Source organism: Thalassospira xianhensis MCCC 1A02616 (assembly GCF_003326475.1).
Classification (GTDB): Bacteria; Pseudomonadota; Alphaproteobacteria; order Rhodospirillales; family Thalassospiraceae; genus Thalassospira; species Thalassospira xianhensis.
In genome coordinates, this window is sequence record NZ_JPWA01000006.1 from 43,898 (window position 1) to 68,390 (window position 24,493).

The 24,493-nt window shown below is 54.3% G+C and carries 24 protein-coding genes; 8 read left to right on the forward strand and 16 right to left on the reverse strand.

Annotation, left to right across the window (positions count from 1 at the left end; all coding sequences use genetic code 11):
- Window positions 1-46: 46 nt before the first annotated feature.
- Complete coding sequence (locus TH5_RS26045) at window positions 47-178, forward strand: hypothetical protein (RefSeq protein ID WP_255356831.1); 132 nt, start codon at window positions 47-49, stop codon at window positions 176-178.
- Window positions 179-844: 666 nt separating this feature from the next.
- Window positions 845-2,134 carry a polyhydroxyalkanoate depolymerase gene (locus TH5_RS06965; protein ID WP_114121251.1) on the forward strand — a complete coding sequence of 430 codons (1,290 nt, stop codon included), beginning with the start codon at window positions 845-847 and terminating at the stop codon, window positions 2,132-2,134.
- A 129-nt stretch (window positions 2,135-2,263) separates the two neighbouring features.
- Here the strand turns inward: TH5_RS06965 and TH5_RS06970 are convergent, their stop codons facing one another.
- Window positions 2,264-2,644, reverse strand: coding sequence for a hypothetical protein (locus TH5_RS06970; RefSeq protein WP_147250059.1), 381 nt, complete (start codon window positions 2,642-2,644; stop codon window positions 2,264-2,266).
- A gap of 143 nt (window positions 2,645-2,787) precedes the next feature.
- Between TH5_RS06970 and TH5_RS06975 the strand changes: the two genes are divergently transcribed.
- Window positions 2,788-3,528 carry an SDR family NAD(P)-dependent oxidoreductase gene (locus TH5_RS06975; protein ID WP_114121253.1) on the forward strand — a complete coding sequence of 247 codons (741 nt, stop codon included), beginning with the start codon at window positions 2,788-2,790 and terminating at the stop codon, window positions 3,526-3,528.
- Window positions 3,529-3,538: 10 nt separating this feature from the next.
- Here the strand turns inward: TH5_RS06975 and TH5_RS06980 are convergent, their stop codons facing one another.
- The 5 genes from TH5_RS06980 to TH5_RS06995 form a co-directional block, all read right to left on the reverse strand.
- Window positions 3,539-4,267, reverse strand: coding sequence for a class I SAM-dependent methyltransferase (locus tag TH5_RS06980; RefSeq protein ID WP_114121254.1), 729 nt, complete (start codon window positions 4,265-4,267; stop codon window positions 3,539-3,541).
- Window positions 4,268-4,295: 28 nt separating this feature from the next.
- The gene (locus TH5_RS06985) at window positions 4,296-4,922 is read right to left on the reverse strand and encodes an NUDIX domain-containing protein (protein ID WP_114121255.1); all 627 of its coding nucleotides are present in this window, start codon (window positions 4,920-4,922) and stop codon (window positions 4,296-4,298) included.
- Window positions 4,923-4,935: 13 nt separating this feature from the next.
- Window positions 4,936-5,721: an alpha/beta fold hydrolase gene (locus TH5_RS06990; protein WP_062959223.1), complete on the reverse strand. Its 786-nt coding sequence runs from the start codon at window positions 5,719-5,721 to the stop codon at window positions 4,936-4,938.
- A 167-nt stretch (window positions 5,722-5,888) separates the two neighbouring features.
- Complete coding sequence (locus tag TH5_RS25460; RefSeq protein ID WP_156484639.1) at window positions 5,889-6,047, reverse strand: RSP_7527 family protein; 159 nt, start codon at window positions 6,045-6,047, stop codon at window positions 5,889-5,891.
- A 524-nt stretch (window positions 6,048-6,571) separates the two neighbouring features.
- Window positions 6,572-8,077: an NAD-dependent succinate-semialdehyde dehydrogenase gene (locus TH5_RS06995; RefSeq protein WP_244204844.1), complete on the reverse strand. Its 1,506-nt coding sequence runs from the start codon at window positions 8,075-8,077 to the stop codon at window positions 6,572-6,574.
- Window positions 8,078-8,294: 217 nt separating this feature from the next.
- On the opposite strand from TH5_RS06995, the gene TH5_RS07000 reads away from it, so the two are divergent.
- Window positions 8,295-8,759, forward strand: a complete 465-nt coding sequence (locus TH5_RS07000; protein ID WP_114121256.1) for a c-type cytochrome — start codon at window positions 8,295-8,297, stop codon at window positions 8,757-8,759.
- Between the two features lie 133 nt (window positions 8,760-8,892).
- Here the strand turns inward: TH5_RS07000 and TH5_RS07005 are convergent, their stop codons facing one another.
- From TH5_RS07005 to TH5_RS07035, 7 genes are all read right to left on the reverse strand, one after another.
- Window positions 8,893-9,816, reverse strand: coding sequence for an ArsR/SmtB family transcription factor (locus TH5_RS07005; RefSeq protein WP_114121257.1), 924 nt, complete (start codon window positions 9,814-9,816; stop codon window positions 8,893-8,895).
- Window positions 9,817-9,904: 88 nt separating this feature from the next.
- Window positions 9,905-10,732, reverse strand: a complete 828-nt coding sequence (locus TH5_RS07010) for a carbohydrate ABC transporter permease (RefSeq protein WP_062959225.1) — start codon at window positions 10,730-10,732, stop codon at window positions 9,905-9,907.
- A complete protein-coding gene (locus TH5_RS07015) occupies window positions 10,732-11,640 on the reverse strand; it encodes a carbohydrate ABC transporter permease (protein WP_244204845.1) in 909 nt (302 codons plus the stop codon). The genes TH5_RS07010 and TH5_RS07015 overlap by 1 nt, the downstream gene beginning before the upstream one ends.
- 61 nt (window positions 11,641-11,701) lie before the next feature.
- Window positions 11,702-12,973, reverse strand: coding sequence for an ABC transporter substrate-binding protein (locus tag TH5_RS07020; RefSeq protein ID WP_114121258.1), 1,272 nt, complete (start codon window positions 12,971-12,973; stop codon window positions 11,702-11,704).
- A 112-nt stretch (window positions 12,974-13,085) separates the two neighbouring features.
- Window positions 13,086-14,198 (reverse strand): ABC transporter ATP-binding protein, encoded by a 1,113-nt coding sequence (locus TH5_RS07025; protein ID WP_114121259.1) that lies wholly within the window; start codon window positions 14,196-14,198, stop codon window positions 13,086-13,088.
- Window positions 14,199-14,270: 72 nt separating this feature from the next.
- A complete protein-coding gene (gene arfA / locus TH5_RS07030; RefSeq protein WP_114121260.1) occupies window positions 14,271-15,791 on the reverse strand; it encodes an arabinosylfuranosidase ArfA in 1,521 nt (506 codons plus the stop codon).
- 221 nt (window positions 15,792-16,012) lie between these two features.
- Window positions 16,013-16,747, reverse strand: a complete 735-nt coding sequence (locus tag TH5_RS07035) for a cytochrome b/b6 domain-containing protein (protein ID WP_114121261.1) — start codon at window positions 16,745-16,747, stop codon at window positions 16,013-16,015.
- Window positions 16,748-16,959: 212 nt separating this feature from the next.
- Between TH5_RS07035 and TH5_RS07040 the strand changes: the two genes are divergently transcribed.
- The 4 genes from TH5_RS07040 to TH5_RS07055 all read left to right on the forward strand — a co-directional run bounded on the left by TH5_RS07040 (window position 16,960) and on the right by TH5_RS07055 (window position 22,107).
- On the forward strand, window positions 16,960-18,228 hold the full coding sequence (locus TH5_RS07040; RefSeq protein ID WP_114121262.1) for an imelysin family protein: 1,269 nt from the start codon (window positions 16,960-16,962) through the stop codon (window positions 18,226-18,228).
- 96 nt (window positions 18,229-18,324) lie between these two features.
- The gene (locus tag TH5_RS07045) at window positions 18,325-19,782 is read left to right on the forward strand and encodes a di-heme oxidoreductase family protein (RefSeq protein ID WP_114121263.1); all 1,458 of its coding nucleotides are present in this window, start codon (window positions 18,325-18,327) and stop codon (window positions 19,780-19,782) included.
- 36 nt (window positions 19,783-19,818) lie between these two features.
- Window positions 19,819-20,949 carry an imelysin family protein gene (locus TH5_RS07050; RefSeq protein WP_114121264.1) on the forward strand — a complete coding sequence of 377 codons (1,131 nt, stop codon included), beginning with the start codon at window positions 19,819-19,821 and terminating at the stop codon, window positions 20,947-20,949.
- An 18-nt stretch (window positions 20,950-20,967) separates the two neighbouring features.
- Complete coding sequence (locus tag TH5_RS07055; protein ID WP_114121265.1) at window positions 20,968-22,107, forward strand: DUF1513 domain-containing protein; 1,140 nt, start codon at window positions 20,968-20,970, stop codon at window positions 22,105-22,107.
- A gap of 410 nt (window positions 22,108-22,517) precedes the next feature.
- Here TH5_RS07055 and TH5_RS07060 read toward each other — a convergent pair whose 3' ends face one another.
- Genes TH5_RS07060 through TH5_RS07070 form a run of 3 tightly spaced genes read right to left on the reverse strand, consistent with a single transcriptional unit; the run spans window position 22,518 to window position 24,492 of the window.
- Window positions 22,518-23,276, reverse strand: coding sequence for an IclR family transcriptional regulator (locus TH5_RS07060; RefSeq protein WP_114121266.1), 759 nt, complete (start codon window positions 23,274-23,276; stop codon window positions 22,518-22,520).
- A 43-nt stretch (window positions 23,277-23,319) separates the two neighbouring features.
- Window positions 23,320-23,706 (reverse strand): RidA family protein, encoded by a 387-nt coding sequence (locus TH5_RS07065; protein WP_082824806.1) that lies wholly within the window; start codon window positions 23,704-23,706, stop codon window positions 23,320-23,322.
- Window positions 23,707-23,727: 21 nt separating this feature from the next.
- A complete protein-coding gene (locus tag TH5_RS07070; protein WP_071240365.1) occupies window positions 23,728-24,492 on the reverse strand; it encodes an amino acid ABC transporter ATP-binding protein in 765 nt (254 codons plus the stop codon).
- Window position 24,493 lies beyond the last annotated feature (1 nt).

Sequence of the window (24,493 nt, forward strand, 5' to 3'; positions counted from 1 at the left end):
ACAGGATCATTATGGTTTCTTCAGACAGATTGAGGAGGATACAGCCATGATGAAGTTGCTTGAAAATCCGAACCGCCTGAACGAGCTTTGCAGCACGGTTGCCGTGGTCGGAAGCACCGGATTTTTCCTGTTCGTGATCGGACTGGGAATGGCGCAAACCCTTCGCGGTCTGATCTGATCAAAGCTCATACCTTTTACGAGACCCGGATGGACTTCCCATCCAGGGTGACGACCGGCAGGCAACCCCGCACCCATACCCTGTCCCGTCTGTCGGTCGTCCCTCATCCATCGATCCGGGTCCTGTGAATTGTAACTTGCATATTACTTTCGTTATTCCGCGCCACTTGACGCTGCTGTTTCCCCGACAGCAGCGTTTTTCTTTGTCGGGCTCTTTGCTGGCTTCGAGTCCCCAAAATACTAGACCAATGTATAGTTCAAATCGAATTCCCCCCGTCTTTCGGGCAAAAACTATTATTGCAACGCAACAACTTACGCTGCATCGCAAAATTTAACTCGACAGCACCCCGAATGTTGGTTTGAATCAAGGTGAAAAACGAAAGTTTGGAAATTCATCATACTTTTAGGCTATTGATTGAAACCTGAAGTATCGTAGGATTCTGATGAATTGCAGGATTTCTGTTTATCGTGATTTTGCGGAGCCTTAGCCCGCAATGATCTGATCCCCGGATGGTCACCCGCAAAAAGCGGCCATATGCGGGAGCGGGACTTACGAAAATCAGAAGGCCTGCCCACCGGAAATCCTTTCGGAAAAATGCAGCCGGGGACCAACACGGTCGATGCACCCCACCACCGAACCTTTGCATCGCCGGGGAGTAAGAGATTAATGCTGTACCATCTCTATGAATTGCAGCACGCCACCATCAGCCCGTTGCGCATGGCAGCGGATGCGAGCAAGAAGTGGCTGCGCAATCCGGTCAACCCGCTATCCTATACCCATCAGGGCCGTGCGGCCGCCGCTGCGTTCGATGTGTTTACCCATATCACGCACCGTTATGGCAAACCGGAATTCGGTCTTGATACCACGATCATCAATGGTGAAACCGTCGCCGTGACCGAGGAAATCGTCCATAGCGAACCGTTCTGCAATCTTTTGCATTTCAAACGTGAAACCGATCACCTTAAAAATCAGCCCGATGATCCACGGCTTCTGATCGTGGCCCCGCTTTCGGGTCACTTTTCAACGCTGCTGCGCGGCACGGTCGAGGCATTGCTGCCTGATCATGATGTTTACATCACCGACTGGATCGATGCCCGCATGGTTCCCGTGCATCAGGGGCATTTCGACCTTGATAGCTATATCGACTATGTCATGCAGTTCCTGCGCAAGCTTGGCCCGAACACCCATCTTATGGCGGTGTGCCAGCCATCGGTTCCGGTGGTTGCCGCCGTATCACTGATGGCAGCGGGGAACGAGCCCTGCCAGCCGGCATCGATGACCCTGATGGGCGGCCCGGTCGATACGCGAGAAAACCCGACCGAGGTCAACAATTTTGCCAAGCAGCACAGCCTCGACTGGTTTGAACGCCATGTGATTACGCACGTGCCGCTGCCCCATGCCGGGGTGATGCGCCGCGTATATCCGGGCTTCATGCAGCTTGCCGGTTTCATGAGCATGAACTGGGACAAGCACGTTTCCGCCCATCACGAGATGTTCACCCATCTTGTCGAAGGTGACGGCGAAAGTGCCGATGCCAAGCGCAATTTCTATCACGAATATCTGGCCGTCATGGATATGAGTGCAGAGTTTTATCTTCAGACGCTGAAAGCCGTGTTCCACGAACATCAGCTGCCCGAAGGCACGATGCGCTGGCAGGGGGTTCTGGTTGAACCATCGGCCATCACCAAGACCGCCCTTCTGACGGTTGAAGGCGAACGCGACGATATCACCGGCATGGGGCAGACACGCGCGGCCCACAAGCTTTGCACCAATCTGCCCGACAATATGCGCATGCATCACATCCAGAAGGGTGTTGGCCATTACGGCGTGTTTAACGGCCGTCGCTGGCGCGAACAGATCAGCCCGCGGATCAAGGATTTCATCCGCCGTCACGATCAGCAGGGCAAAGGCCGCAAAAGTGCGCCGGACATGACCCGGATCGAAGCTGCCGAATAGGCTGCACCCCGATATTTAGGCGAATAAAACACTCAAAAGCCGCCCTTATCCGGGGCGGCTTTTGGCTTTGATGCCCGAGACAGGGGATATGGGGATGTGTTCCCGCCCCGATCATTAGACGGCTTGACGTCAAAAGCGCGGCTGAATCCTGCCATTGACGATTTCGCCACCATAGGTCCCGTCGCCATAGGCGTATTGGTCAACCGGGTGCAGTGTATCGACCAGATGCTGATAGACAGCGGCAGCCGATGCTTCCCATGCACTGATCGATCCGATCACGACCGGATATGCGCCGCCGTCCAGCAATCCGATTGCCGTATCAATATCGCCGTTGGTCACTGCACTATTGCCATCGTGCAGCGGTAGATGCACACCGATAACCTCATTGTTCTTGATTGCTATGATCCCGATGCACGATGAAAAGCCGGTAAACATGATCTGCGCTGCCTTACCCCATTCACATTCGGCAATGGCTTCGGTATTGGCGGCCTGGGTAAAAACATATGGCATTGGATTGTCCCTGATTTGCGAAAGATAAAAGATAACTGACGCATCAGAGACGGGTGGTATCCGACCCTGTGACAATCCCTGAACCGAGGCAATTTTACCCGCGTAAAACAGGCAGAACATCAAACCGGATCGGGGATCAGATCATGCAGGGAACGCCAGTACCCAAATTGCAAAGCTTCGATACAGCCGGCATCGCAATCGTCATCGGCGCGACCGGCGGTATTGGCCGGGCCTTTGTGAAACATCTTCGCGATTGTGGCCGGTTTGATGGTGTGATCGAACTGTCGCGCGGCACCGAACCCGCCATCGATTTCGCCGATCCTGGCAGCATCGAAAATGCCGCTGCCTTTGTTCGCGATCAGGCATCCGCACAGAACCAATCCGTGCGTCTGATCATCGATGCCACCGGCTATCTGCATGATGAGGTATTTCAGCCGGAAAAATCATTGCGCCAGATTGATGCCGATTACATGGCGAAATCTTTTCTGATCAACGCCATCGGTCCAGCCTTGCTGATGAAACATTTCACGCCACTCTTGCCACGTGACGGCAAATCGGTATTTGCCACCCTGTCGGCCAAGGTTGGCAGCATTGGCGATAACCGGATGGGCGGCTGGTACAGTTACCGGGCAGCAAAAGCCGCATTGAACCAGTTGGTAAAATGCACCGCCATCGAGCTTGCACGCAGCAAACGCAATGCGATCTGCATCGCCCTTCATCCCGGCACGGTCGATACCGGCCTTTCGGGCCCGTTTGCCAAATCGGGGCTCAATGTGCAAAGCCCCGATCAGGCAACGGCAAATATGTTGATGGTGATTGACGGGCTGCAACCATCACAAAGCGGCGGATTCTTTGCCTATGATGGCAATGAGTTGCCGTGGTGAGATGCAATGATCAAAGAGGACGGGCCTTGAGCCACATGAACAGTGGCACACGCGACCATTGTTTGAGCATGTCACGATCGGCCTGATCGGGAGCTGGTTCACGCATGGCCGATACACCAAACCCGGCCTTGCCCAACGCATTGATGTAATACTCAAGCGGCCGCGACCATCCGGCAAAATGCATGATCAGGCCATCACGTTCTTCGCTGCCTTCAAACCGGCGTTCCCCGAAATAACTGCCCGTCAGGACGAAGGGGGCATCAGGAGCCGTCCCGTCAAAGCGGCCACGGTCCCTGAATGGATGCACAATCGAAATCACCAATTCCCCGTCCTTACGCAAGACACGGCGAATTTCATCCAGCGTACCCGCAAGATCATCCACATCCATCAGAACGTTATAGGCCAGCACAAGATCGAAGCTTTCATTGTCAAAGGGCACATCATTGCCCGGTGCGATATGATAGGACGATCTGGTGTCGGTGGCAGCTTCACGCGCCGCCAGAACAAGGTCGGCTACCGGGTCAATGCCCGTGACGTCATAGCCAAGTTCGGCCAGAAGCCGTGAACCGCGCCCCTCACCACAACCGACATCAAGTGCAATGCCGGTTCCCGGGCCGACAAAGTCAGCAAAATTTTTGCGGAATTGCCAAAAGGCATCATGCCCCGGTTTACGTGCCCAGGCGATCCAGTTTTGAGCGATATCGGACCAATGAACATGATCCTTGCGAAAACCGGACATCTGTTTCTCCTTTGGCTTCTCGGGAATCTCAGTCAAACAGGCCGTTTAACACGGCATGCTGCAACAGAATGACGGTTTTGGCATCCCGGATGCGGCCATCCGATATCATGGCCAGTGCGTCCCTGAAGGGCACTTCAAGCACGTGGATGTCCTCGCCCTCTTCATGCAAACCACCGCCCTCGCCCGCGCGATGATCGCTTGTGACTTCGGCCACGAACAGGTGCAGGCGTTCAGTGACCGAACCGGGGCTCATGAACAGATCAAACACCTTTTGCGGTTTGCCGATCCTGTAACCGGTTTCTTCTTCGACCTCGGCAATCACGGCGGATGCCGGATCACGATCATCAAGCAACCCTGCCGGAACTTCGATCAGCATGCCGTTTTCATTGCCATTCACAAAGGATGGCAGGCGAAATTGCCGTGTCAGGATCACGGTGCCAGCCGCGCGGTTATAAAGCAGGATGGCCGCCCCGTTGCCCCGGTCATAGGCTTCGCGTTGCTGGGACTGCCATTCGCCGTTGCTTCGGCGCAGATCAAAGCTGACGCGATACAGGTGATACCAGTTATCCGACAGGCATTCGATGTTCTGAACGCGGATATCGTTGCTTTCGGGAAGCTGCCAGCCTTTGGGAAGCCGGGTCGGAAGGTCGGTCATGGCATAATATCCGTCAGCGGTTCAGAAAAGCAGACAGGGTCAGCAATACTGCATCGGGTTTTTCGGCATGGACCCAGTGGCCGGCGCCCTTGATGCTGGTAAAGGCCGCCTTGGGAAACAGCGACTTGATGTGATCGCGATCCTTGGGATCGACATAATGCGAATTGGCACCCGATATGAACAGCACATCGCGATCAAAACTGCCCCCCACCGTTTCGGGCCAGCCGGTAATGTCGGAAAGGTGGTTGGCCATGGCATCAATATTGACCTGCCATGACATTTTGCCGGTTTCCTTGTCGGTCGCGACATTCTGCGCCAGGAACTGACGCACGCCCTTTTCCGAAACGCCACTGACAAGTGCATCTTCGACTTCGGCGCGCCGCGATACTGCATCGAAATCCACAGACTTCATGGCACTGATATAGCCGGTATAGTCATGATCATAGGTCACAGGCGCAATATCAACCACAACCAGATCGGCCACCAGATCCGCATCCTGTGACAGGGTCAGCACCATCGATGCCTTGCCCCCCATCGAATGTCCGATCAGGTGGACCGGGCCATTGGCAACATCCCGGATCAGTTCGGCGATGTCCGATGCCATCGCCGGATAGGTCATGTTCATGTCCCAGTCGGACCGGCCATGATTGCGAAGATCTGCGGTGACCACATGATACTTTTCCGCCAGACGCCGCGCGATGGCGGTCCAGTTACGCGCCTGCCCGAACAGCCCGTGCAGGATCACAAGCGTGCCATTGTCACGGTTTTCTTCGCCAAAGGCATAGTGGGCAAGTTTCATCAGGCACGCTCCGCAATCGAGTTATCTGGTTATTCCCTTTAATAGCGGGACCGGACGGTGGCGTGAAGCCCTGTGGTGGAGATTGGAATCAAAACACCCCCGCATGGGAGGAATGCGGGGGTGTTTCTTGGGTCGTTCGACCCGGTATTCATCGCCAAGCGTTAAGCTTAGGCACCAGCCGGACGGCCACCCGGAAGGCGGTTACCGCCAAACAGGGAAGCAATTTTGCGGGCCAAAGTAACAACGGCTTTGCGGATCGCCTGAGCACGGAGTTTTTCGGCTTCGCGCTGCAGCGTGGTCAGATCGTAATCACCATAACGACGCATGGCTTTATCCTTTCCATAACAGGCGGAGCTATGTGCGCTCCGGTTTCGCGTTGATTTGTTCTGAAGCCGGTGTACGCCTGTTTATTCGATCCTACGAGACGAGTTTTTTCACCTCACCCATGCATTTGACGCATAGACAGACACAAGTCTGTCATAATCATTTCATGCGAAAGACGCATGATTGTCTCATGACAAATAAGCCATTCAACTTGAACGAAATTTTCCCCGACCCGTTTTACACAGTTCAAACACAATCCGAACAGGCCAGATCAATTAGACCTCTATCCTTTGCATATAAAGGGATTGAGGCAGATCAAACAGGGCGTTTCTGATGCTTCAAACGGGGTCTTAAATGGCAATTTGCCGACAAAACGGTTTTAAATTGCAGACTCGATTCCGGGAACCGCACACCGTTCAATTTTGCATGGCTGATTAAGAAATCGGAGAACGGCAATAGTGGTGCGCATAATTGCCGTTCTGCGATCTTCGAATTATCGCACGAAAGTCAGTGAATATTTGCGGGTTCAGCCCAGGGCATAATTCAGATATTTGGGTTCAAGATATTCTTCCAGCCCCCAATGACCGCCTTCGCGGCCCTGCCCGCTTTCCTTCACCCCGCCAAACGGCGCGCCTTCGTGGGACGTGGTGCCATCGTTGATACCAACCACCCCTGTTTCAAGCCCATCGGCGATCCGCTGGATACGGCCGATATCACGACTGAAAAGGTAAGACGACAGACCGGCACGCACCCGGTTGGAAAGTTCGATCACTTCGGCCTCGGTCCTGAAACGATAGATCGGCGCAACCGGGGCAAACAGTTCCTCGTTAAAGCAATCGGCATCAAGGGATACATCGGTCATCACCAGCGGCCGGATGAAATGGCCTTCTTCGGGGCGGTCAGCACCGTAATGCAGGGTCGCGCCACGTTTTTTCGCATCATCGATCAATCGTTCAACTTTTGCCACCGCCTGACGATTGATCAGCGGGCCAATATCCGTACCGGGAATGAAGCCGTTGCCGATGGTCTGCGCATGACTTGCGGCGATGAATTTTTCGACAAAGCTTTCATAGACCCCGTCCTGCACGAAAATGCGATTGGCACAAACGCAGGTCTGGCCGCTGTTGCGGAATTTGGAAATCATGGCCCCGGCCACGGCGGCATCGATGTCGGCATCATCCATCACGATGAAGGGCGCATTGCCGCCCAGTTCCAGCGACAGCTTCTTGACCGTCGGCGCACATTGCACCATCAACCGTTTGCCGACCTCGGTCGAGCCGGTGAAGGACAGCATCCGTACGCGCGGATCACCTGTCAGGGCCTCGCCAATCGGCATGGGTTGGCCGGTCACGACGTTAAACACCCCAGCCGGGAAGCCGGCCATTTCGGCAAGTTTGGCGGCGGCCAGGGCGGAAATCGGGGTATCTTCAGCGGGTTTGACAACAATTGTGCACCCCGCCGCCAGCGCCGGGGCACATTTGCGCACGACCATGGTCAGCGGGAAGTTCCATGGCGTGATCGCCGCCACGACACCCACGGGATGCTTTTGCACCACCACGCGCCGGTCGCGCTGGGTCGCGGGCATGGTTTGCCCATAGGCGCGTTTGGCTTCCTCGGCATACCATTCGGCATAGGCAATGGCGCCGACAACTTCGCGCAACGCCTGATCATAGGGTTTACCCTGTTCCAGCGTGATCAGAGCGGCCAGATCTTCCTGATACTGTTCCAGCAGATCGCGCCAGTGTTTGAGGTAACCGGATCGTTCCTTTGCCAGCATGCGCGACCATGCCGGAAATGCCGCATCCGCGGCATCAATCGCACGCCGTGCCTCGGAGGTGCGCATGAAGGGCACATCGCCGATCACCTTGCCGGTTGCCGGATCATACACATCAATAGCTTCGCGCGAATCAGCGCGTACCCATTCGCCATTGATGAATGCCTTATCAAGGTTCCAGTCGGCGATCAGCCTGCGGGCGCGCGATCTGCCTTCGGAAAGGCTGGCATCGGGGGCGGCGTTGGACACAGCGGACATTTGGGGGCGTTTCCTTGTGCACGTCATTTACAATAATTATTCGGTGATCACGCGGTTGTGATTCCGAATTTCGGGGCGCAATTGGGAGACTAAGCGCAGCGGCAAGTCATAGGCAACAATGCATATGACCTTAATATAAGAATTAAAACAGCCGGGGCAGCACGCCAGAGCCCCGGATCCGTCAGAGAGTTTCGAAGAGACAACCAACGAGAGAGCCATGAAGCATTTTGTGACCGCAGGTTTGATGACCGCATCCCTCGCCCTTGGTCTGGGGGCATTTGGAACTGCACAGGCCGACGAGGCAATGGATAATGAAGCCGTTCAAACCCGTCAGATGCTGATGGATGGCATCGGTGGTGCGATGGGAACACTTGGCTGCTACATGAAGGGCCAGTGCGAACTGCCCGATGGTGTGATCCGCAACCTTGCCAATGGCATTGTGTTTTCCGCCACTGCCGCCCCGGCCGCGTTCGAGCAGAACACTGCGGACGCATCGGTAAAAACAACTGCCAAACCGGATGTCTGGACAAACTGGGACGATTTTTCGGGCCGTTTTCCGGAAATGAAAACCGCGGCGATGAACCTTGCAGCCGCAGCCGGTGACAAGGGCGCAATGGGTGCCGCCCTTGGCGAACTTGGCAAATCCTGCAAAGGCTGCCACGACGAATATCGTTCGAAGTAACAGATCGAAGATACCGGGCACGAGCAAGCTCGGACGTCCCCGAAAGGCCCTGTCATCCCCCCCATGCTGCCCTCCCCCGGCAGCACGACAGGAAAAGCCTTTCGGGGATTTCTTTATTTTCGCGATATTTGCCTTAGAAATAAAGCGTCATGGTAATGTCCTGATCATGGTCGCCGAACCCGCGACCAAAGATATTTACCCCGCCCGGATTTTTGGCATTTTCATCAACCCCGATCCGGAACCGGATCGAGTGATGATCCATGATTTCCAGCGTATGGATCGTTTGATCGGAAATTTTTTTGCCGTCGATCCAGGTACCGCTTTCATCGATCACCCAGGTCTTGAGCTGACCATATTGCGAACCTTCCAGCTTCCACCAACCGGGGGAATACAGGCCTCGCCGATCACCGAAATCGCCGGGTGACGTCCATATGCCGACATTCACCCCATTGATCCAGATCGAAATATCCGATGGCCATTCGGCGTTGGTTTCCGGGGTTTCCGAACTAACCTCGGCAGTGATCTCAATCCGCTTTGGCAACCGTCCGGTGACCTTGGCATTGTTGGGGAATTTGTATTCGACATGTCCGCGCGTGAACCATAGAAGCGCCGCCTGCATCCGTTGCGGATCCAGAAAGACATTGGGCACATCAAGCACACCGATGATCCGTTCGGCCGAACACATTCCGCATGGTGGTCCGACATCAAATTCGGTGAACAGGCCAATCGGCATACTCACGACAACCCGATCATCGTCCGAGCTGGTTTTATCCGCATCAAAGCGGATATAGATTTCACTGTAAGCTGCCGAACAGACTTTCTGATTGCCCTTTTTGGCCTTCATGGTCTGGGTTTCAACCAATCCAGCCTTTTCAAGCGTCTTGATATTGGTTGCAACAGTCGATTGCGGCAATCCCATCATATCGGCGATTTCATTGACATTTTGCGGGCCGTGTTTGCGCAGAAGATACAGGATATCAATCCTGGTTTTCGATGCCAGGCCCTGAACAATGTCGGCGTCTTTTACCGGATCGACTGTCAGTAATTTTGTCTGCATGACTTTTTATTGTTCCCTTCAGCTTTTCCGATCCATCGACCAATGCATATGCGGACTATGCATATAGCCAAGAATGGCGACAGCCAACTTATCCCTTGATCCCCGATGACAACATGATCGCCTGTGTTACGCGGCGCTGGAAAACCAGATATGCAACAGCCACTGGCATAGCTGCCATCACGGCAACCGCCATGTCACGCGCATACTGGACGCCGAACGAATCACCGACCTGCGTAATACCGACAGTAACCGTCATCATTTCTTCCGAAGTGGTAACAAGAAACGGCCACAGGAAGTTATTCCAGGACATGATAAAGGTGATGATCGAAAGTGCTGCTGTAATCCCCCAATTCAACGGCAGATACAGCTTGAACAGAATCTGGAATTCGCCACAACCATCAAGTTTGGCAGCCTCGCGCAGTTCACGGGGCACAGAATCAAAAAACTGCTTATAAACAATCACAACCACCGGAATGATCACCTGCGGCAGGATGATCCCACCCCATGTATTAACCATGCCGAATTTATGCATCAGCACGAATTGCGAGACCACCAGTGCCTGTGATGGCACCATAAAGCTTGCCAGCACCACCAGAAAAAGCACCCGACGGCCCGGAAAGACCAGTTGTGACAGGGCATAACCACACATCATGCTGATCATGATGACTATGCCTGTAATCAGGACCGACGTCCCGATGGAATTGATGTACCAGCGCACAAGATTGGTATCGAATAACGCAAAGGCATAGGAAGAAATATCGAATGTCTGTGGCCAGAACGATAGACTGCCAACGACTTCCGGTTCCGGCTTCAGCGATGTGACAATCGCCCAGTAAAGCGGGAATGCCCATGCACAGGCAGCGATCAGGGTAAAGATCAGAAGCAGGATGTTGCTTGGCGAAATGCGTCCCATCATTATTTCCCCCGCGCTTTAAGCAACTGATATTGCAGGACCGAAACCGCCACGATGATGACAAACAACGCCACCGCAACCGCCGAGGCGTAACCGCCCTGATTGCGCCCGAACGCCTCGCGATAGACAAGTTGCAACAACACATAGGTCGAATTGAACGGCCCGCCTTGTGTCATCAGGTAAATCTGATCGAAAATCTTGAGCTGCAGGATCAGTTGCAGGGTCAGAACCAGCGCAGTTACCGGCCACAGCAAAGGCCACGTGATACGACGGAACTGCTGCAAGCGGCTGGCACCATCAAGCGATGCGGCTTCGTAGTAATCGTCGGGAATATTGCGCAGGGCTGAAATGAACAGCAACACATTGAACCCGTTGGTCCACCATATGGTTACGAGTGCCACCATCGGCATTGCCCATACCGGATCGCGGAATACACTGATACGGCGGCCAATGATGGCCTCTATCAGGGGCTGAGCGACCCCGAACTGCTGATCAAGAACCCACTGCCAGATTTGTGTCACGACTGTCACCGGCAGGATATAGGGCATGAAAAACAGCACCAGAATGCCAGCCTGTATCCAGCCTTTAAGCCGGACGACCATCATTGCGATGCCAAGCCCGATCAGGGTATTGGGCACCACCGTCAGCAACACGAAATAAAGCGTATTATAGACCGAGGTGTAGAACAGCTTGTGTTCGAACATCCGGATATAATTGTCGAGCCCGATCCATTCACCTTCACCGATCAAGGGCGCGTTGGTAAAGCTCATCGCGAACATTTTGTAAACCGGATAGGCAAAGACCACGAGATAGCAGATCACAAATGGCGCAATCAGCAGCAAGGCCGTTACTGTTCTGTTTCGGGATTTCAATCGCATTGATGCCGCCCCATAGCCATGAAAGTCACGCAAGGGATCACCGGCAGCGATGGCGGGCAAAGGGAGGAATGCCAGCCACCGCCGTCACCGATGATCAGTTAAGTTCCAGGCCCTGAAGTTCGTCACGCACCATGTCCAACGCATCTTCGGGGTCAAGCTGCCCGTTGAGCGCAGGAACAATGAAATTCTGCGTGGCTTCGTAAATCGGCCCGGCGACACCGGCAATCGAGATTTCAGGATCGAAAACAGCGGTTTCAGCAAGTGCGGAATAGGTCGCATTCGGTTCCATTTTCTTGAACTCGTCGCTTTCGGCAACCGCCTTGAAAGCCGGTATATGCCCGGCATCAGCCCATGAAAGGCTGTGTTCGTTCATCCATGCGATGATCTGCAGGACGGTCTTGACCTTCTCAGCCGAAATCGGATTGGCTTCGCTGTGCGGGATGGCGAAGGCATGAGAATCTGCCCATGTCGCTTTTTGATCCATCAGAACGGGGATCTGAATGGCACCCCATTCGAAACCAAGATCGCCGTTCTTGGCCAGATCCTTCATTGTCGGGACTTCCCATACACCATTGATATGCATGGCGGCACGACCCGATGTGAACAGCGCGATGGATGCCTCGTAGGAAATCAGCTCTGGCGAATAACCCGATGCCACCCAATTGGTCATCGCATTCAGCGCCTTTAGCCCCGCATCGCCGGGGAGGATTTCGCCATCTTCGATAAATGGCGCGCCTTGCTGGGCAAGCAGCGTATAGAATACACGCCACATTGATCCGCCTTCATCCGTATGCAGAGACAGCGGAACCTCGACCCCGGATTCTTCAAGTTTGGCAAGGGCTGCGTTGAAGTTTTCAAGCCCGTCCAGCCCTTTTGGTTTGCCGTCTTCACCAAGCAGGCCGGCCTTATCAAGCGCGTCCTTGTTGTAATAAAGAACAATGGAATGGATATCGAACGGCAGGCCATAAAGCTGATCACCAACCTTGGCCGCGTTGAAGCTTGACGGGAAATAATCATCGGGCGACAGCCCGGCCTCTGCCAGCTCATCATCACTGATCGGGCGCAACTGCCCCTGCGGCACGGCCAGCGGGAAACGCGACAGGTGATAGGTCATGATATCGGGTTGCTGACCGACCGCCGTTGCGGTTTGAACCTTGGTATAGAATGGAACGCCCCATTCCAGTGTGGTTGAACTGATATTGATATCCGGATGGGTTTCGTTGAATTCCTTGATCAGTGCCTTCATACGCACGCCATCGCCGCCTTCAAGGAAATCCCACCAGGTAATCTGGGTCTGGGCGCTGGCGATGGCAGAACCGCCTATCAGGATAGCGGCCGAAAGACCGGCCTTGATGAAATGTTTCACGACGTTTCCTCCTCGTTCGCCGGGTGATGAGACCCGGCCTGAAATGCCCTGACAGGTTTCTTGTTATGATTGCATCCCGTTTCGGGCGACTGTAGTCCGGTGGGCTGCGGCGTTACCGCAGGCGCGCACCATCGGCATCGAACAGAAACAGGTGACGTGTCGGCAAGAGCGCCGATATGTGATCCTGTGCGATATGATTGCGATCCGACCGGCGTTCGATTGTTACGCGCGCGCCACTCTCGGTCAGGCTGTGGACGTAGCTGACCCCACCGAGTTCTTCGGTAAATTCGGTTTTAAGCGTTAGTTCCGCGGCGTGCCCATCGGCGTCTGTCACGTCACCGGTTTCGACATTTTCCGGACGGATGCCCAGCGTGACGGCAGTACCGACTTTTGGCACTGGTCCGGAAAGGGTCAGCGAAACGATACTGTTTGGGGGTTCATCCAATCGGATATTCACAGTGTCCGATGCGCCACTATTTGATTTGGCGACAGTGCCGGTTAAGAAGTTCATTTTCGGCGAACCAATGAAACCGGCGACGAACTGGTTATCGGGATTATCGTAAAGATCAAGAGGCGATCCGATCTGCTGCACGACACCCGATTTCAGGACCACGATCTTGTCGGCAAGCGTCATGGCTTCGACCTGATCGTGGGTGACATAAATCATTGTCGCCCCGATCTGATTGTGTAGACGGGAGATTTCCATGCGCATCTGAACGCGTAGTTCGGCATCAAGGTTGGATAAAGGTTCGTCAAACAAAAAGACCTTTGGCTGACGCACAATGGCACGTCCGATGGCAACGCGCTGACGCTGTCCGCCGGAAAGCTGCGATGGTTTGCGATCCAGATGCTGATCAAGTTGCAGAATGCGTGCTGCTTCTTCGACCTTGGCCCGGATTTCATCCTTTGGACGACGGGCAATTTGCAGGCTGAAGGCCATATTGTCGAAAACCGTTAGGTGCGGATAAAGCGCATAGGATTGAAACACCATTGATACGCCGCGCCTGGCAGCTTCCTGATGGGTGACATCCTGCCCTTCGATATCAATGACGCCGCTTGTCGTCTCCTCCAACCCGGCAATCATTCGAAGCAGCGTGGATTTCCCACAGCCCGACGGACCGACAAAGACGACGAACTCGCCCTGTTCGATCGAGATATTCACATCATGGATAACTTCGACCGGCCCGAAGGCCTTTTTGATATTGCTCAGCGTAACACCGGACATTTCCGTAATCCTCCCAAGTCTGAACCCGATATGACGACGGGCTGACCGGCACTTCCGGCCAGCCCGTAACCATCAGGCCGATGCATCAAGAGAAATTCGGATCATGTGATAGGACAGCGGCTTGAGCGTTCCGGCGAGCTTGCCATCCTCAAGTCCGATACCGCTGCCCTTTTTCGGAGTTACGGTATCCGGTGCGTCAATCGAATTGCGGTCTTCGAGCTTGTGACCGGACAGCTCGACATGCTCGATCACCCTCGTTTTGCCAAATCCTTCAAGGGACAGATCAAGACCAAGGTCGCTGTCGAGGTGGCGATTGATCAGGAATATCGCAACAGACTTACCATCTTCGGCCTGCACAGCCGACGCATCGAGATAAGGCACGTCCTGCGATACATCACAATCGTAGCGCGGGACATCCACACTGACATTCAGCGCCGTACCCCGCCCGTGCTTTGATGCGAACTGCAGGGGATAATAAATCGTCTGCGCCCATGCCGGCCCACCTTCACGCGTCAGGATCGGGGCAATGACGTTCACAAGCTGCGCCATGCAGGCGATCTTGACGCGGTCAGAACGACGGATGAATACGTTCAGCAGGCTGGCAATCAGAAGTGCGTCTTCGAAATTATAGACTTCTTCAAGCAAGGCTGGTGCGACCGGCCAGTCCCATTCCTTGATCCGCTGATCATCGGTTTTACGGTCGTGATACCAGACATTCCATTCATCAAAACAGATTTTGACATCCTTTTTGGAACGCTTCTTGGCCTTGATGTAATCAATCACGCCGCCGATGGTAACGATATAGCGGTCCAGTTCTTCGGCACGGCCGAAATAGTTCAGCGTGTCCTTTTCCTCGTTGCCGAAATATTTGTGCAGCGAGATGTAATCAACACTGTCATAGCTTTCTTCAAGCACCGTGGCTTCCCAGTCGGGATAGGTTTTCATCTTGTCGTTCGAAGACCCGCAAACCACGGTTTCAAGTGACTGATCGAAATATTTGAAGGCCTTGGAAACCTCGTTGGCAAGATGTCCATAGTCCCGTGCGGTCTTGTGACCGACCTGCCAAGGACCATCCATTTCATTGCCAAGGCACCAGATACGCACATCATGCGGATCGGCATAGCCATGGGACTTGCGCAGGTCCGACCAATAAGTTCCTCCGGGATGGTTGCAATATTCAAGGAAGTTGCGTGCATCTTCCAACCCGCGTGAACCAAGGTTCATCGCCAGCATCATTTCTGTATTGGCAAGCTTTGCCCAATCAGCGAATTCGTTGACCCCCATCTGGTTTGTTTCGCGGGTCCGCCATGCCAGATCAAGACGTGTCGGGCGTTGATCGCGCGGACCGATACCATCTTCCCAGTTATAGGCCGAAACGAAATTGCCCCCCGGATAGCGTACAATCGGCACATCAAGCCCGCGAACCAGTTCCAGCGTATCCTGACGGAATCCGTTTTTGTCGGCGGTTTCGTGGCCGGGTTCATAAATACCGGTATAAACCGCACGGCCCATATGTTCGAGAAACGAGCCATAAACCCGCCTGTCGACAGTCGCGATTGTAAAGTCCCTGTGAATGGTTGCGCGTGCCCGCATGACTGTTTCCTCACCTGTCTTTTGTTCTTTGATGAGGTCAGCCTAGGAACACGAAATTTATATATCAAGTAATTTGTTTTATATCAAAAATACTGATACATAAATTTCGGTATATATCGCATTTTTCGGTTTTAATGTCCGCCGAATTATGACGGTCAACTCAGTAACTTACCGCAACGCAACACGTTTTCCGATTTAGTATGATGATATGATAAAATATTTCACCCGCCTCTGGCAATGATAACCATTCCCCACACCGCCAGACCACAAACAACGAGAATCGCGATCCCGAGGATGGGGGAAGCAAAGCGGATTTGCGTGAAACTGTTGGCAATGCTTTCAGGGACTTTCCGGACACCCGTGATCATTGCGCCGATAAGATTTTCGCGCTTGACCATCAGATAGAAAATCGCCGCCAGAACATGCAGTGCCACCGCTGCGTAGATAAGATTAATGTTTGTGTGGTGAATGAAATTCATCGTGCTGGCAAAATCGGAACTGACATAGGCAACCAGCGGACCGTCAAAGAACAGGAAGGTATCCTCGCTAGTGAAAAGGCCGCTTATCGCCTGTATCGCCACCAGCACGATCAGCACCACAACCATCCAGCCCCCCGCCGGATTATGCCCCGGATAGGTTAGATCACGAACCGAACCGTTGGGCAGTTTGCGCATATAACCGATCACCTTGCCCGGACCGGCGAGGAAATCTGAAAACCGCGCGTTCGAACTGCCTACAAATCCCCAGATGATGCGAAAAAGGACCAGTGCCAGCACGCTGTATCCCGAAATCGCATGGATATCGATCATCACTTCCTGATTGGACCACCAGGATGTCGCAATCGCGACCACCAATGCCCAATGAAACAGGCGGACAGGAAAGTCCCAAAGCCGGACGGTCTTTTCCGGTTCCGAATTTTCCGTTTGCGTCTGATGCGGTTTGGTCTGGTCGCTCATTGGCAGTCCCCTTTTCTGCTTCTGTACGGATCATGATGCCCTGAACCGGTGGCAAATACAGGTCAAATTGTGGTTATCACAGCAAAAAATGTGGAAAATCTGCTTGTTGAGATATTTGAGGTTTGCAAATCATTATCACAAGCAGTAACAATTATCCGGAAGCATAACGGGCTATGCCCTTGGCTCACCTTCAGGGACAGATGGGAACTCCTATGAAATTCGCTAAAATTCTCGGGATTGCTGCGCTGGCAACCACCCTTGGCGCACAGGCCTATGCAGCGCCGGGCGCAAAAGACGTCCTGACCACCTATGCCGATATCGCACATGCCGGTTACGAAGATTCGCTGACCACCGCAAAACAGCTTCAGACCGCTGTTGATGCGCTGGTTTCCAATCCGTCGCAGGCGACTTTCGATGATGCGAAATCCGCATGGCTGGCCGCACGAGTGCCCTATCAGCAGACCGAAGTTTTCCGTTTCGGCAATGCGATTGTTGATGACTGGGAAGGCAAGGTTAACGCATGGCCGCTTGATGAAGGTCTGATCGATTATGTCGAAACCGATCTTTACGGCGAAGAAAACGAAGAAAACCCGGCCTATACCGCCAATGTCGTTGCCAATCCGAGCCTGAGCATTTCCGGTGAAACCATCGATGCATCAACGATCGATGCGGCACTGATCGAAAGCCTGCATGAAATTGACGACGTTGAAAGCAACGTTGCCACCGGTTACCACGCCATTGAATTCCTTCTGTGGGGTCAGGACCTGAACGGGACCGAAGCCGGTGCCGGTGCACGTGCATGGACCGACTATGCCGCAGGCGATGCCTGCACCAACGACAATTGCGACCGTCGTGGCGCTTATCTTAAAGCCGCAAGCGACCTTCTGGTTTCCGATCTGGAATGGATGACCGCACAGTGGACCGATGGTGGCGAAGCACGCGCAACCGTTATGGAAGGCGACGGTGTTCCGGGTCTGACCGCGATTGTGACCGGCATGGGGTCGCTGTCTTATGGTGAACTCGCAGGCGAGCGCACCAAACTCGGCCTGTTGCTGCATGATCCGGAAGAAGAGCACGACTGCTTCTCGGACAATACCCACAATTCGCACTACTATGACGCGCTGGGTATCCAGAACGTTTACCTTGGCCGTTATACCCGTGTTGATGGATCGGTCGTCGAAGGCGCATCGCTTTCGGACATGGTTGCCGCCAAGGATGAAGGCCTTGATACCGAACTGCGCGCCAAACTGGCGGCATCGGTTCTGGCCGGTAAAGCCATGGTCAGCCGCGCACAGGCGGGCGAGCATTTCGACCAGCTGATCGCGATGGACAATGAAGACGGCAATGCCGTTGTTCAGACCTTTGTCGATGCGCTTGTCGATCAGACCAAATCGATCGAACAGATCGTTGCCGCGATTGGCGTTGACGGGATCGAGTTCGAAGGTTCGGACAGCCTCGACAATCCGACCTCGATCAATTGATCAGATACGATCCGCATTCGGGGGCATACCCCAGATGAGTCCGACGGCGGGGGAATTTTTCTCCCGCCGTTTCGCTTTTACGATTAGAAGAATTCCATGCAGCTTCCCGCCATGCGCCTTTCCCGTTTCATGATTGCGACCGCCCTTGTTTTCGGGGCAATGACACCGGCATTTGCCGATGAAACCGCCCCCGCCGATGCCCTGCCGGGTGGGGCGACGACATGGCAAAAGAAATCCGGGCGAATGGCATTCACCCATCATTCGGCCAATATGACCTTTGAAAAGCGGCTTGATTTCAAGCTTGGCGAGGCCCTTTTTCAAAGGCTTTGGGTAACCGCCCCCACGCGCACCAAGGCAGCAGACGGTTTGGGGCCACTATTTAATTCGCGCGCGTGCAACGGGTGCCATATCCGCAATGGCCGCGGCCATCCGGTCGATGAAAACGATCCATCCGCCGGGGCGACGTCGATGTTGTTGCGGCTATCGATCCCACCGCAAAATGATACGGATCGGGAATTGCTGGCATCGGGTCACGCATCCACCCTGCCCGATCCGGTCTATGGCGGCCAGTTTCAGGATTTTTCGATCCCCAGCATCCCGGCCGAAGGCAAGGTGACGGTCCGTTATGATACCCAGACCATCGAGCTTGCCGATGGCAGCATGGTCGAATTGCGCCATCCGACCTATGGCATGGATGATCTGGCCTATGGGCCGTTGCATGACAATGTGATGATATCGCCCCGCATTGCGCCACCGATGATCGGGCTTGGGCTTCTGGAAGCCATTCCCGATAAAGTGTTGCTTGCGAGCGCTGATCCCGAAGATGACAACGGCGACGGCATATCGGGCCGGGTCAATCGTGTCTGGGATATTGCAAAGAGCGAACTTGCCATCGGGCGGTTTGGCTGGAAGGCCGGAATGCCAAGCCTTGATCAGCAGAACCAGAACGCATTTCAGTTTGATATCGGGCTTTCAACCCCGTTATATCCAAACGGACATGGCGACTGCACCGAAGCCCAGACGCTATGTCGTGGTGCACCGGATGGTAATGATCCGGAATTTGACAATCTGGAAGCGCACAATCAGATCACCGACCTTGTGCTTTATTACACCCGTAACATAGCGCCGCCGATACGACGAAATGCATCCGATCCGGACGTGATCGCGGGGCGTGAGATTTTCAATTCAATCGGTTGCAGTGCCTGCCACACGCCAAGCTATCAATTGCCGGAACGTTCCGATATGCCGGAACAATCCGGGCAAGTGATCTGGCCTTATACCGATTTGCTTTTGCATGATATGGGTGACGGTCTTGCCGATCACCGACCCGAAGCCGGGGCCAGCGGAACGGAATGGCGCACGCCACCCCTTTGGGGATTGGGCCGCGCACAGGAAGTGGATCCGCGCGCCGGTTACTTGCATGACGGGCGTGCGCGCAGCATTCTGGAAGCCGTTCTGTGGCACGGGGGCGAGGCAAAACCCGCGCGCGACGCCGTCACATTCTTGCCATCATCGGATCGCAGCAAGTTGCTCGCGTTTCTGAAGTCTTTGTAAGCCTTGTTTTATACGCCTTAATGTTCGGGGGATATCATGCCTTTCCTGTGTCGCACTCGCAAAGTCGCCCTTTTGGGGGCAACTGCCTTGCTGACAGTGGGCTTGGCACCGCCCGGTGCACGTGCCGATATCCCAGATGAAAATTACCGCCCGGTGCTTGAACATCTTCTGGGGGTGGTCATGCCGCCCAAGCTTGATGCGTTGCATGACGCGACCGCGAACCTGTCCGACGAAATCGATGATTTCTGTGCCGAGCCCGATCAGGACGGCCTTGACGAGGTGCGCGAGGATTTCAATGCCGCCATGGATATCTGGCAGGAAGTACAGCCGTGGCGCATGGGACCATTGATTGCCAACGGCCGTGATCAGCATATCGAATACTGGCCCGACAAACATGGAACGGCGACAAGGCAGTTCCGCAAACTGATGTTTGATAAACCAGCGATCTATACTGACCGGGAAAAAATCGCCGAAACCAGTGCCGCGTTGCAGGGTTTCCCGGCGCTTGAACAGGTCCTGTTTGACGACAAGCTGTCACCCAAGCTTCTGGACGATGACGAGGATGGCGTGTTCCTGTGTGGTTATGGCGGGGCCATTGGCGCCAATCTGGAACGCATGACCGGTGAACTGGTTGACGAGTGGCCAACATTTGCCCAAGGCATGATGGAAGCCGGCCCGGACAGCATGGATTACCCGGATGCAAAATTTGCCGCGACCGACCTTTATCGTGCCCTTCATGAAGGACTTCTGATCATTGCGAGCCAAAAACTCGGTCGCCCGCTTGGCGACGGACCAAAGGACGCCAAAGCCAGCCGTGCTGAAAGCCCGACTTCAAAACGATCCCTGCGCAACATTGCCCATAACCTGACCGGGCTGTTTGCGATTTATGACGGCAAGTGGGGCGATACCGGCGAAGAAGGCAAAGGTCTTTCCGCCCTGATCGACAGCAGCCTTCTGGACCGGTCCTTCCGGCTGAACTGGCAGACCATGACGGACGGACTTGATCAATTGCCAGCCTCAATTGTCGAATTACTTGATCAGCCCGATGGTTATCAGAAACTCGCCGACTTTGCCGAGCAGGTCAGCTTCGTCAATACGCTGGTCGAGGGAGATGTTGGCGGCACGACGCAATTGGGCGGCGGGTTTAATGCACTTGACGGTGACTAGGCGAAAGGAGGCCGGAAAATGGAACATCAACGACGCGAGTTTTTGAAACTCATGGGTGTTGGCGGGGCCTTTACCCTATTGCCGATCAGCATTGCGCGTGCTGCAGCACCTGCATCTATTGAAGACCGGGCGCATTATATTTCCGCGAGTGCCGGGGATCATGATGACTTTTATGTCAGCGCGTTCAACGCCAATGGCAAAATCCTGTTTGAACAGGCCCTGCCCGGGCGAGGTCACGACCTTGGCCTGCGCCCAAACCATGTCGATGTGGCGGCGGTTGAACGCAGGCCGGGTCTTTATGGCCTGATCCTTGATCGGCACACCGGGGAGGTCCGCGCCAAGCTGCATTGCCCGGAAAACCGGCGGTTTTACGGACACGCGGTTTATTCCGATGACGGCCGGTTCCTGTATATCACCGAGAATGATTTTGATCATGCCCGCGGGATTGTTTCCGTCTGGGATGCCGATGACGGATATCGCCGCATTGCCGAATTTGACAGCTTTGGCACCGGACCGCACGAATTGCACCTGATGCCCGACGGCCAAAGCCTTGTGATTGCCAATGGTGGCTTGCACACCCACCCGGACTTTGATGGTCGCACCGCCCTTAATATCGACAGTATGGAACCGAACCTGTCGATCATTGATCGGCATACCGGCAAACTGATCCATCAGGCGGCACTTAAAGCCGACTGGCATCAATTATCCATCCGCCATCTTGATGTCGCCCCCAATGGGACAATTGCGGCGGGCTTCCAGTATCAGGGGGAACTGACCGATCAGGTGCCGCTGGTTGGGCTATGGCAGCCGGGTAGCGAAATCCGTCCGATCGAAGCCCCGGATAATGTCCAATTGCGTATGCGGCAATATTGCGGATCGGTGCGTTTTGACGCATCGGGACAGGTATTTGGCATTTCCTGCCCACGCGGCGGATTGATCACGTTCTGGGATGTCAAAACATCGGGCTTCCTGACCCATATCGCCGCCCCGGATGGCTGCGGCCTCGCCGCGACAGATGTTGCAGGCCAGTTCGTTGGCACCAGCGGGCTTGGCAATGGGTGGCGTATGGATGCGATTCGCCGGAAACGCGTCGAATTGCCCGACGATTCGCTTAAATCGCTTCATTGGGACAATCATCTGCGGCGCATTTCCGTCTAAATATCGTCGCTTAATCCGATCAAAAAGGCCGCATATATCCTGCGGCCTTTTTGATTTTGACAGCCTAAAATCCGCAGGAAACCGCGATATTAACCAACCATTTTAGTCGGGATAGAAACGCCAGCAAACTCTCAACCAAAAATTTTATGCAAATGCGAACGATTTTCACTTGCGCAGTGATTTTTCCTGACCTATAACGGGTCTCGACACAGCCCGCGAATGCAACCCATTCGCACTTGTCCCCAAAAGGCTTGTCTCTCACCTGCGGGTCTCTCTCCCCGCAGGCCTCTCAAGGTGGAACAGCGGTGGTTATCGATGCGGGAAACGATAACCGCCGCTTTCTCTTTTCAGCCCCGAAAAAAAAGCAGCACCGTTTCATGCACGGATATTATGTGCGGACGGATAAGCGATCAGACATTGTGGGATAGTTTGTCACCGGCGGACTTCAGCGCATCGCGATATTGCGCATAGTTTTTGCGGGCATCATCCTTTGGCGCGACAATACATACCGTTGCAACACACACGCCGTTCTGATCACGGATCGGAGCCGCAAAGCAATGGGTGAAAGTGTCGACGATACTGTCGAAGGAAAAGAACCCGTCTTTTGCCGCCTGCCGGATTTCGGCGATATAGGCGTCAAAATCGGTGTGGCTGCCATCGGGCAGGACAAAATCGTCTGCCGGAATCAGATCGCGGATTTCGTCATCGCCTAGATGACCAAGCAACAGCCGCCCCGACGCCGTCCACGGGATCGGAGTGCGTTCCCCGACATTGGCGCTGATGCGGAACGGACGGCTACCTTCGCGTTGCAGGGCAACGGTGTATTTGTTGCCGTCCAGCATGCAGAACTGCGATGTTTCCTTGGTGGTGGCGGTGATTTCATCCAGCACGACACCGGCTTCGCGGGTCAGATCGAAATATTCGCGATAGGCTAGCCCAAGGAAATAAACACGACGCCCAAGGAACACCGATCCGTTGGCATCGGTGACCTCGAGCATACCATGTTCCAGCAGAACGCTGATCAGATCATAGATCGTAGAGGTCGGCGCGCCGAGCGCCTGGGCGATCTCGGCAGGCCGTTGCGAGACTTTGACAGAGCGCAAATGATCAAGAATATCAAACGCCCGATCAATACCGCGCGCCCGTTTCCGTATTTGCCCTTCTTTCATGAGTCCCCTCTTCGCTGACGATCAGTTCTTTGGATAGAGGTCCTTATGCCTTGCGAAAGGCAATGCAGTCGACCTCGACCTTGCAATCCACCACCATTGAAGACTGAACGCAAGCGCGCGCAGGCGGATGATCGCCGAAATATTCCTGAAAGACGCCGTTGAAGCTCCAGAAATCGCGGGCATCATCAAGCCAGACGCCAATGCGCATGATATCGCTTGCGCTATATCCGGCATCCTCGACGATTTTCAGCATGTTTTCGATAGCAATGCGGGACTGTTCGACAATCCCATTTCCAACAACTTCGCCATCACGCATCGGCGTTTGTCCGGACACGTAAAGCCATCCATCGGCTTCCGTAGCCTTTGCAAAAGGCAGCGCCTTCTGACCGTTTCCTTTTGCTTCACCGACACCGTGTCTTTTGATGGTCATTCAATATCTCCTGGTCTTCAATCACATTTCAGAATTAGCAAGAAAGCCCCGCAACCGGTCTGTTTCCGGCGCGCCGAAAATCTGTTCGGGGGGACCTTCTTCGTGGATACGGCCGTGATGCATGAACACGACCTTGCTTGAAACATCGCGGGCAAAGCGCATTTCATGGGTGACAAGCAGCATGGTCATTCCGTCATCGGCAAGATCGCGGACAACGGCCAGAACTTCCTTGACCAGTTCCGGATCAAGGGCGGATGTCACTTCGTCAAACAGCATGATGCGCGGGTTCATCGCAATCGCGCGCGCAATCGCGACACGCTGCTGCTGTCCGCCAGACAACTGACCGGGGAAATGATCACGTCGTTCAATCATGCCAACCCGTTCAAGCCATTTTTCGGCAATGGCATAGGCTTCGTCCTTTGCCATTTTCTTGGTCTTGGTCAAACCCAGCATGACATTGCGAATGGCGGTCATATGCGGGAACAGGTTGAACTGCTGAAACGCCATGCCGGTCATGGCGCGTTGACGCGCAATATGACGTTCGGAAAGACGGCGGCGTTCACCACCGTCGTGTCTGTAGCCGATGGCTTCGCCGTCCAGTTCGATGGAACCGCGTTCGAAATCTTCAAGCAGGTTCACACAGCGCAACAGGGTTGTCTTGCCCGAACCCGATGATCCGATCAGCGAGACGACATCACCCTTTTGCATGGTCATATCGATGCCCTTGAGGACTTCGAGATCACCAAAACTTTTGTGAAGATCGGTAATTGTCAGAATGGGGGACATG

Coding starts and splice junctions, on each gene's coding strand:
- TH5_RS26045 (WP_255356831.1), top strand. CDS start 47: ATGATGAAGTTGCTTGAAAATCCGAACCGCCTGAACGAGCTTTGCAGC.
- TH5_RS06965 (WP_114121251.1), top strand. CDS start 845: ATGCTGTACCATCTCTATGAATTGCAGCACGCCACCATCAGCCCGTTG.
- TH5_RS06970 (WP_147250059.1), bottom strand. CDS start 2,644: ATGCCATATGTTTTTACCCAGGCCGCCAATACCGAAGCCATTGCCGAA.
- TH5_RS06975 (WP_114121253.1), top strand. CDS start 2,788: ATGCAGGGAACGCCAGTACCCAAATTGCAAAGCTTCGATACAGCCGGC.
- TH5_RS06980 (WP_114121254.1), bottom strand. CDS start 4,267: ATGTCCGGTTTTCGCAAGGATCATGTTCATTGGTCCGATATCGCTCAA.
- TH5_RS06985 (WP_114121255.1), bottom strand. CDS start 4,922: ATGACCGACCTTCCGACCCGGCTTCCCAAAGGCTGGCAGCTTCCCGAA.
- TH5_RS06990 (WP_062959223.1), bottom strand. CDS start 5,721: ATGAAACTTGCCCACTATGCCTTTGGCGAAGAAAACCGTGACAATGGC.
- TH5_RS25460 (WP_156484639.1), bottom strand. CDS start 6,047: ATGCGTCGTTATGGTGATTACGATCTGACCACGCTGCAGCGCGAAGCC.
- TH5_RS06995 (WP_244204844.1), bottom strand. CDS start 8,077: ATGTCCGCTGTGTCCAACGCCGCCCCCGATGCCAGCCTTTCCGAAGGC.
- TH5_RS07000 (WP_114121256.1), top strand. CDS start 8,295: ATGAAGCATTTTGTGACCGCAGGTTTGATGACCGCATCCCTCGCCCTT.
- TH5_RS07005 (WP_114121257.1), bottom strand. CDS start 9,816: ATGCAGACAAAATTACTGACAGTCGATCCGGTAAAAGACGCCGACATT.
- TH5_RS07010 (WP_062959225.1), bottom strand. CDS start 10,732: ATGATGGGACGCATTTCGCCAAGCAACATCCTGCTTCTGATCTTTACC.
- TH5_RS07025 (WP_114121259.1), bottom strand. CDS start 14,198: ATGTCCGGTGTTACGCTGAGCAATATCAAAAAGGCCTTCGGGCCGGTC.
- arfA (WP_114121260.1), bottom strand. CDS start 15,791: ATGCGGGCACGCGCAACCATTCACAGGGACTTTACAATCGCGACTGTC.
- TH5_RS07035 (WP_114121261.1), bottom strand. CDS start 16,747: ATGAGCGACCAGACCAAACCGCATCAGACGCAAACGGAAAATTCGGAA.
- TH5_RS07040 (WP_114121262.1), top strand. CDS start 16,960: ATGAAATTCGCTAAAATTCTCGGGATTGCTGCGCTGGCAACCACCCTT.
- TH5_RS07045 (WP_114121263.1), top strand. CDS start 18,325: ATGCAGCTTCCCGCCATGCGCCTTTCCCGTTTCATGATTGCGACCGCC.
- TH5_RS07050 (WP_114121264.1), top strand. CDS start 19,819: ATGCCTTTCCTGTGTCGCACTCGCAAAGTCGCCCTTTTGGGGGCAACT.
- TH5_RS07055 (WP_114121265.1), top strand. CDS start 20,968: ATGGAACATCAACGACGCGAGTTTTTGAAACTCATGGGTGTTGGCGGG.
- TH5_RS07060 (WP_114121266.1), bottom strand. CDS start 23,276: ATGAAAGAAGGGCAAATACGGAAACGGGCGCGCGGTATTGATCGGGCG.
- TH5_RS07065 (WP_082824806.1), bottom strand. CDS start 23,706: ATGACCATCAAAAGACACGGTGTCGGTGAAGCAAAAGGAAACGGTCAG.
- TH5_RS07070 (WP_071240365.1), bottom strand. CDS start 24,492: ATGTCCCCCATTCTGACAATTACCGATCTTCACAAAAGTTTTGGTGAT.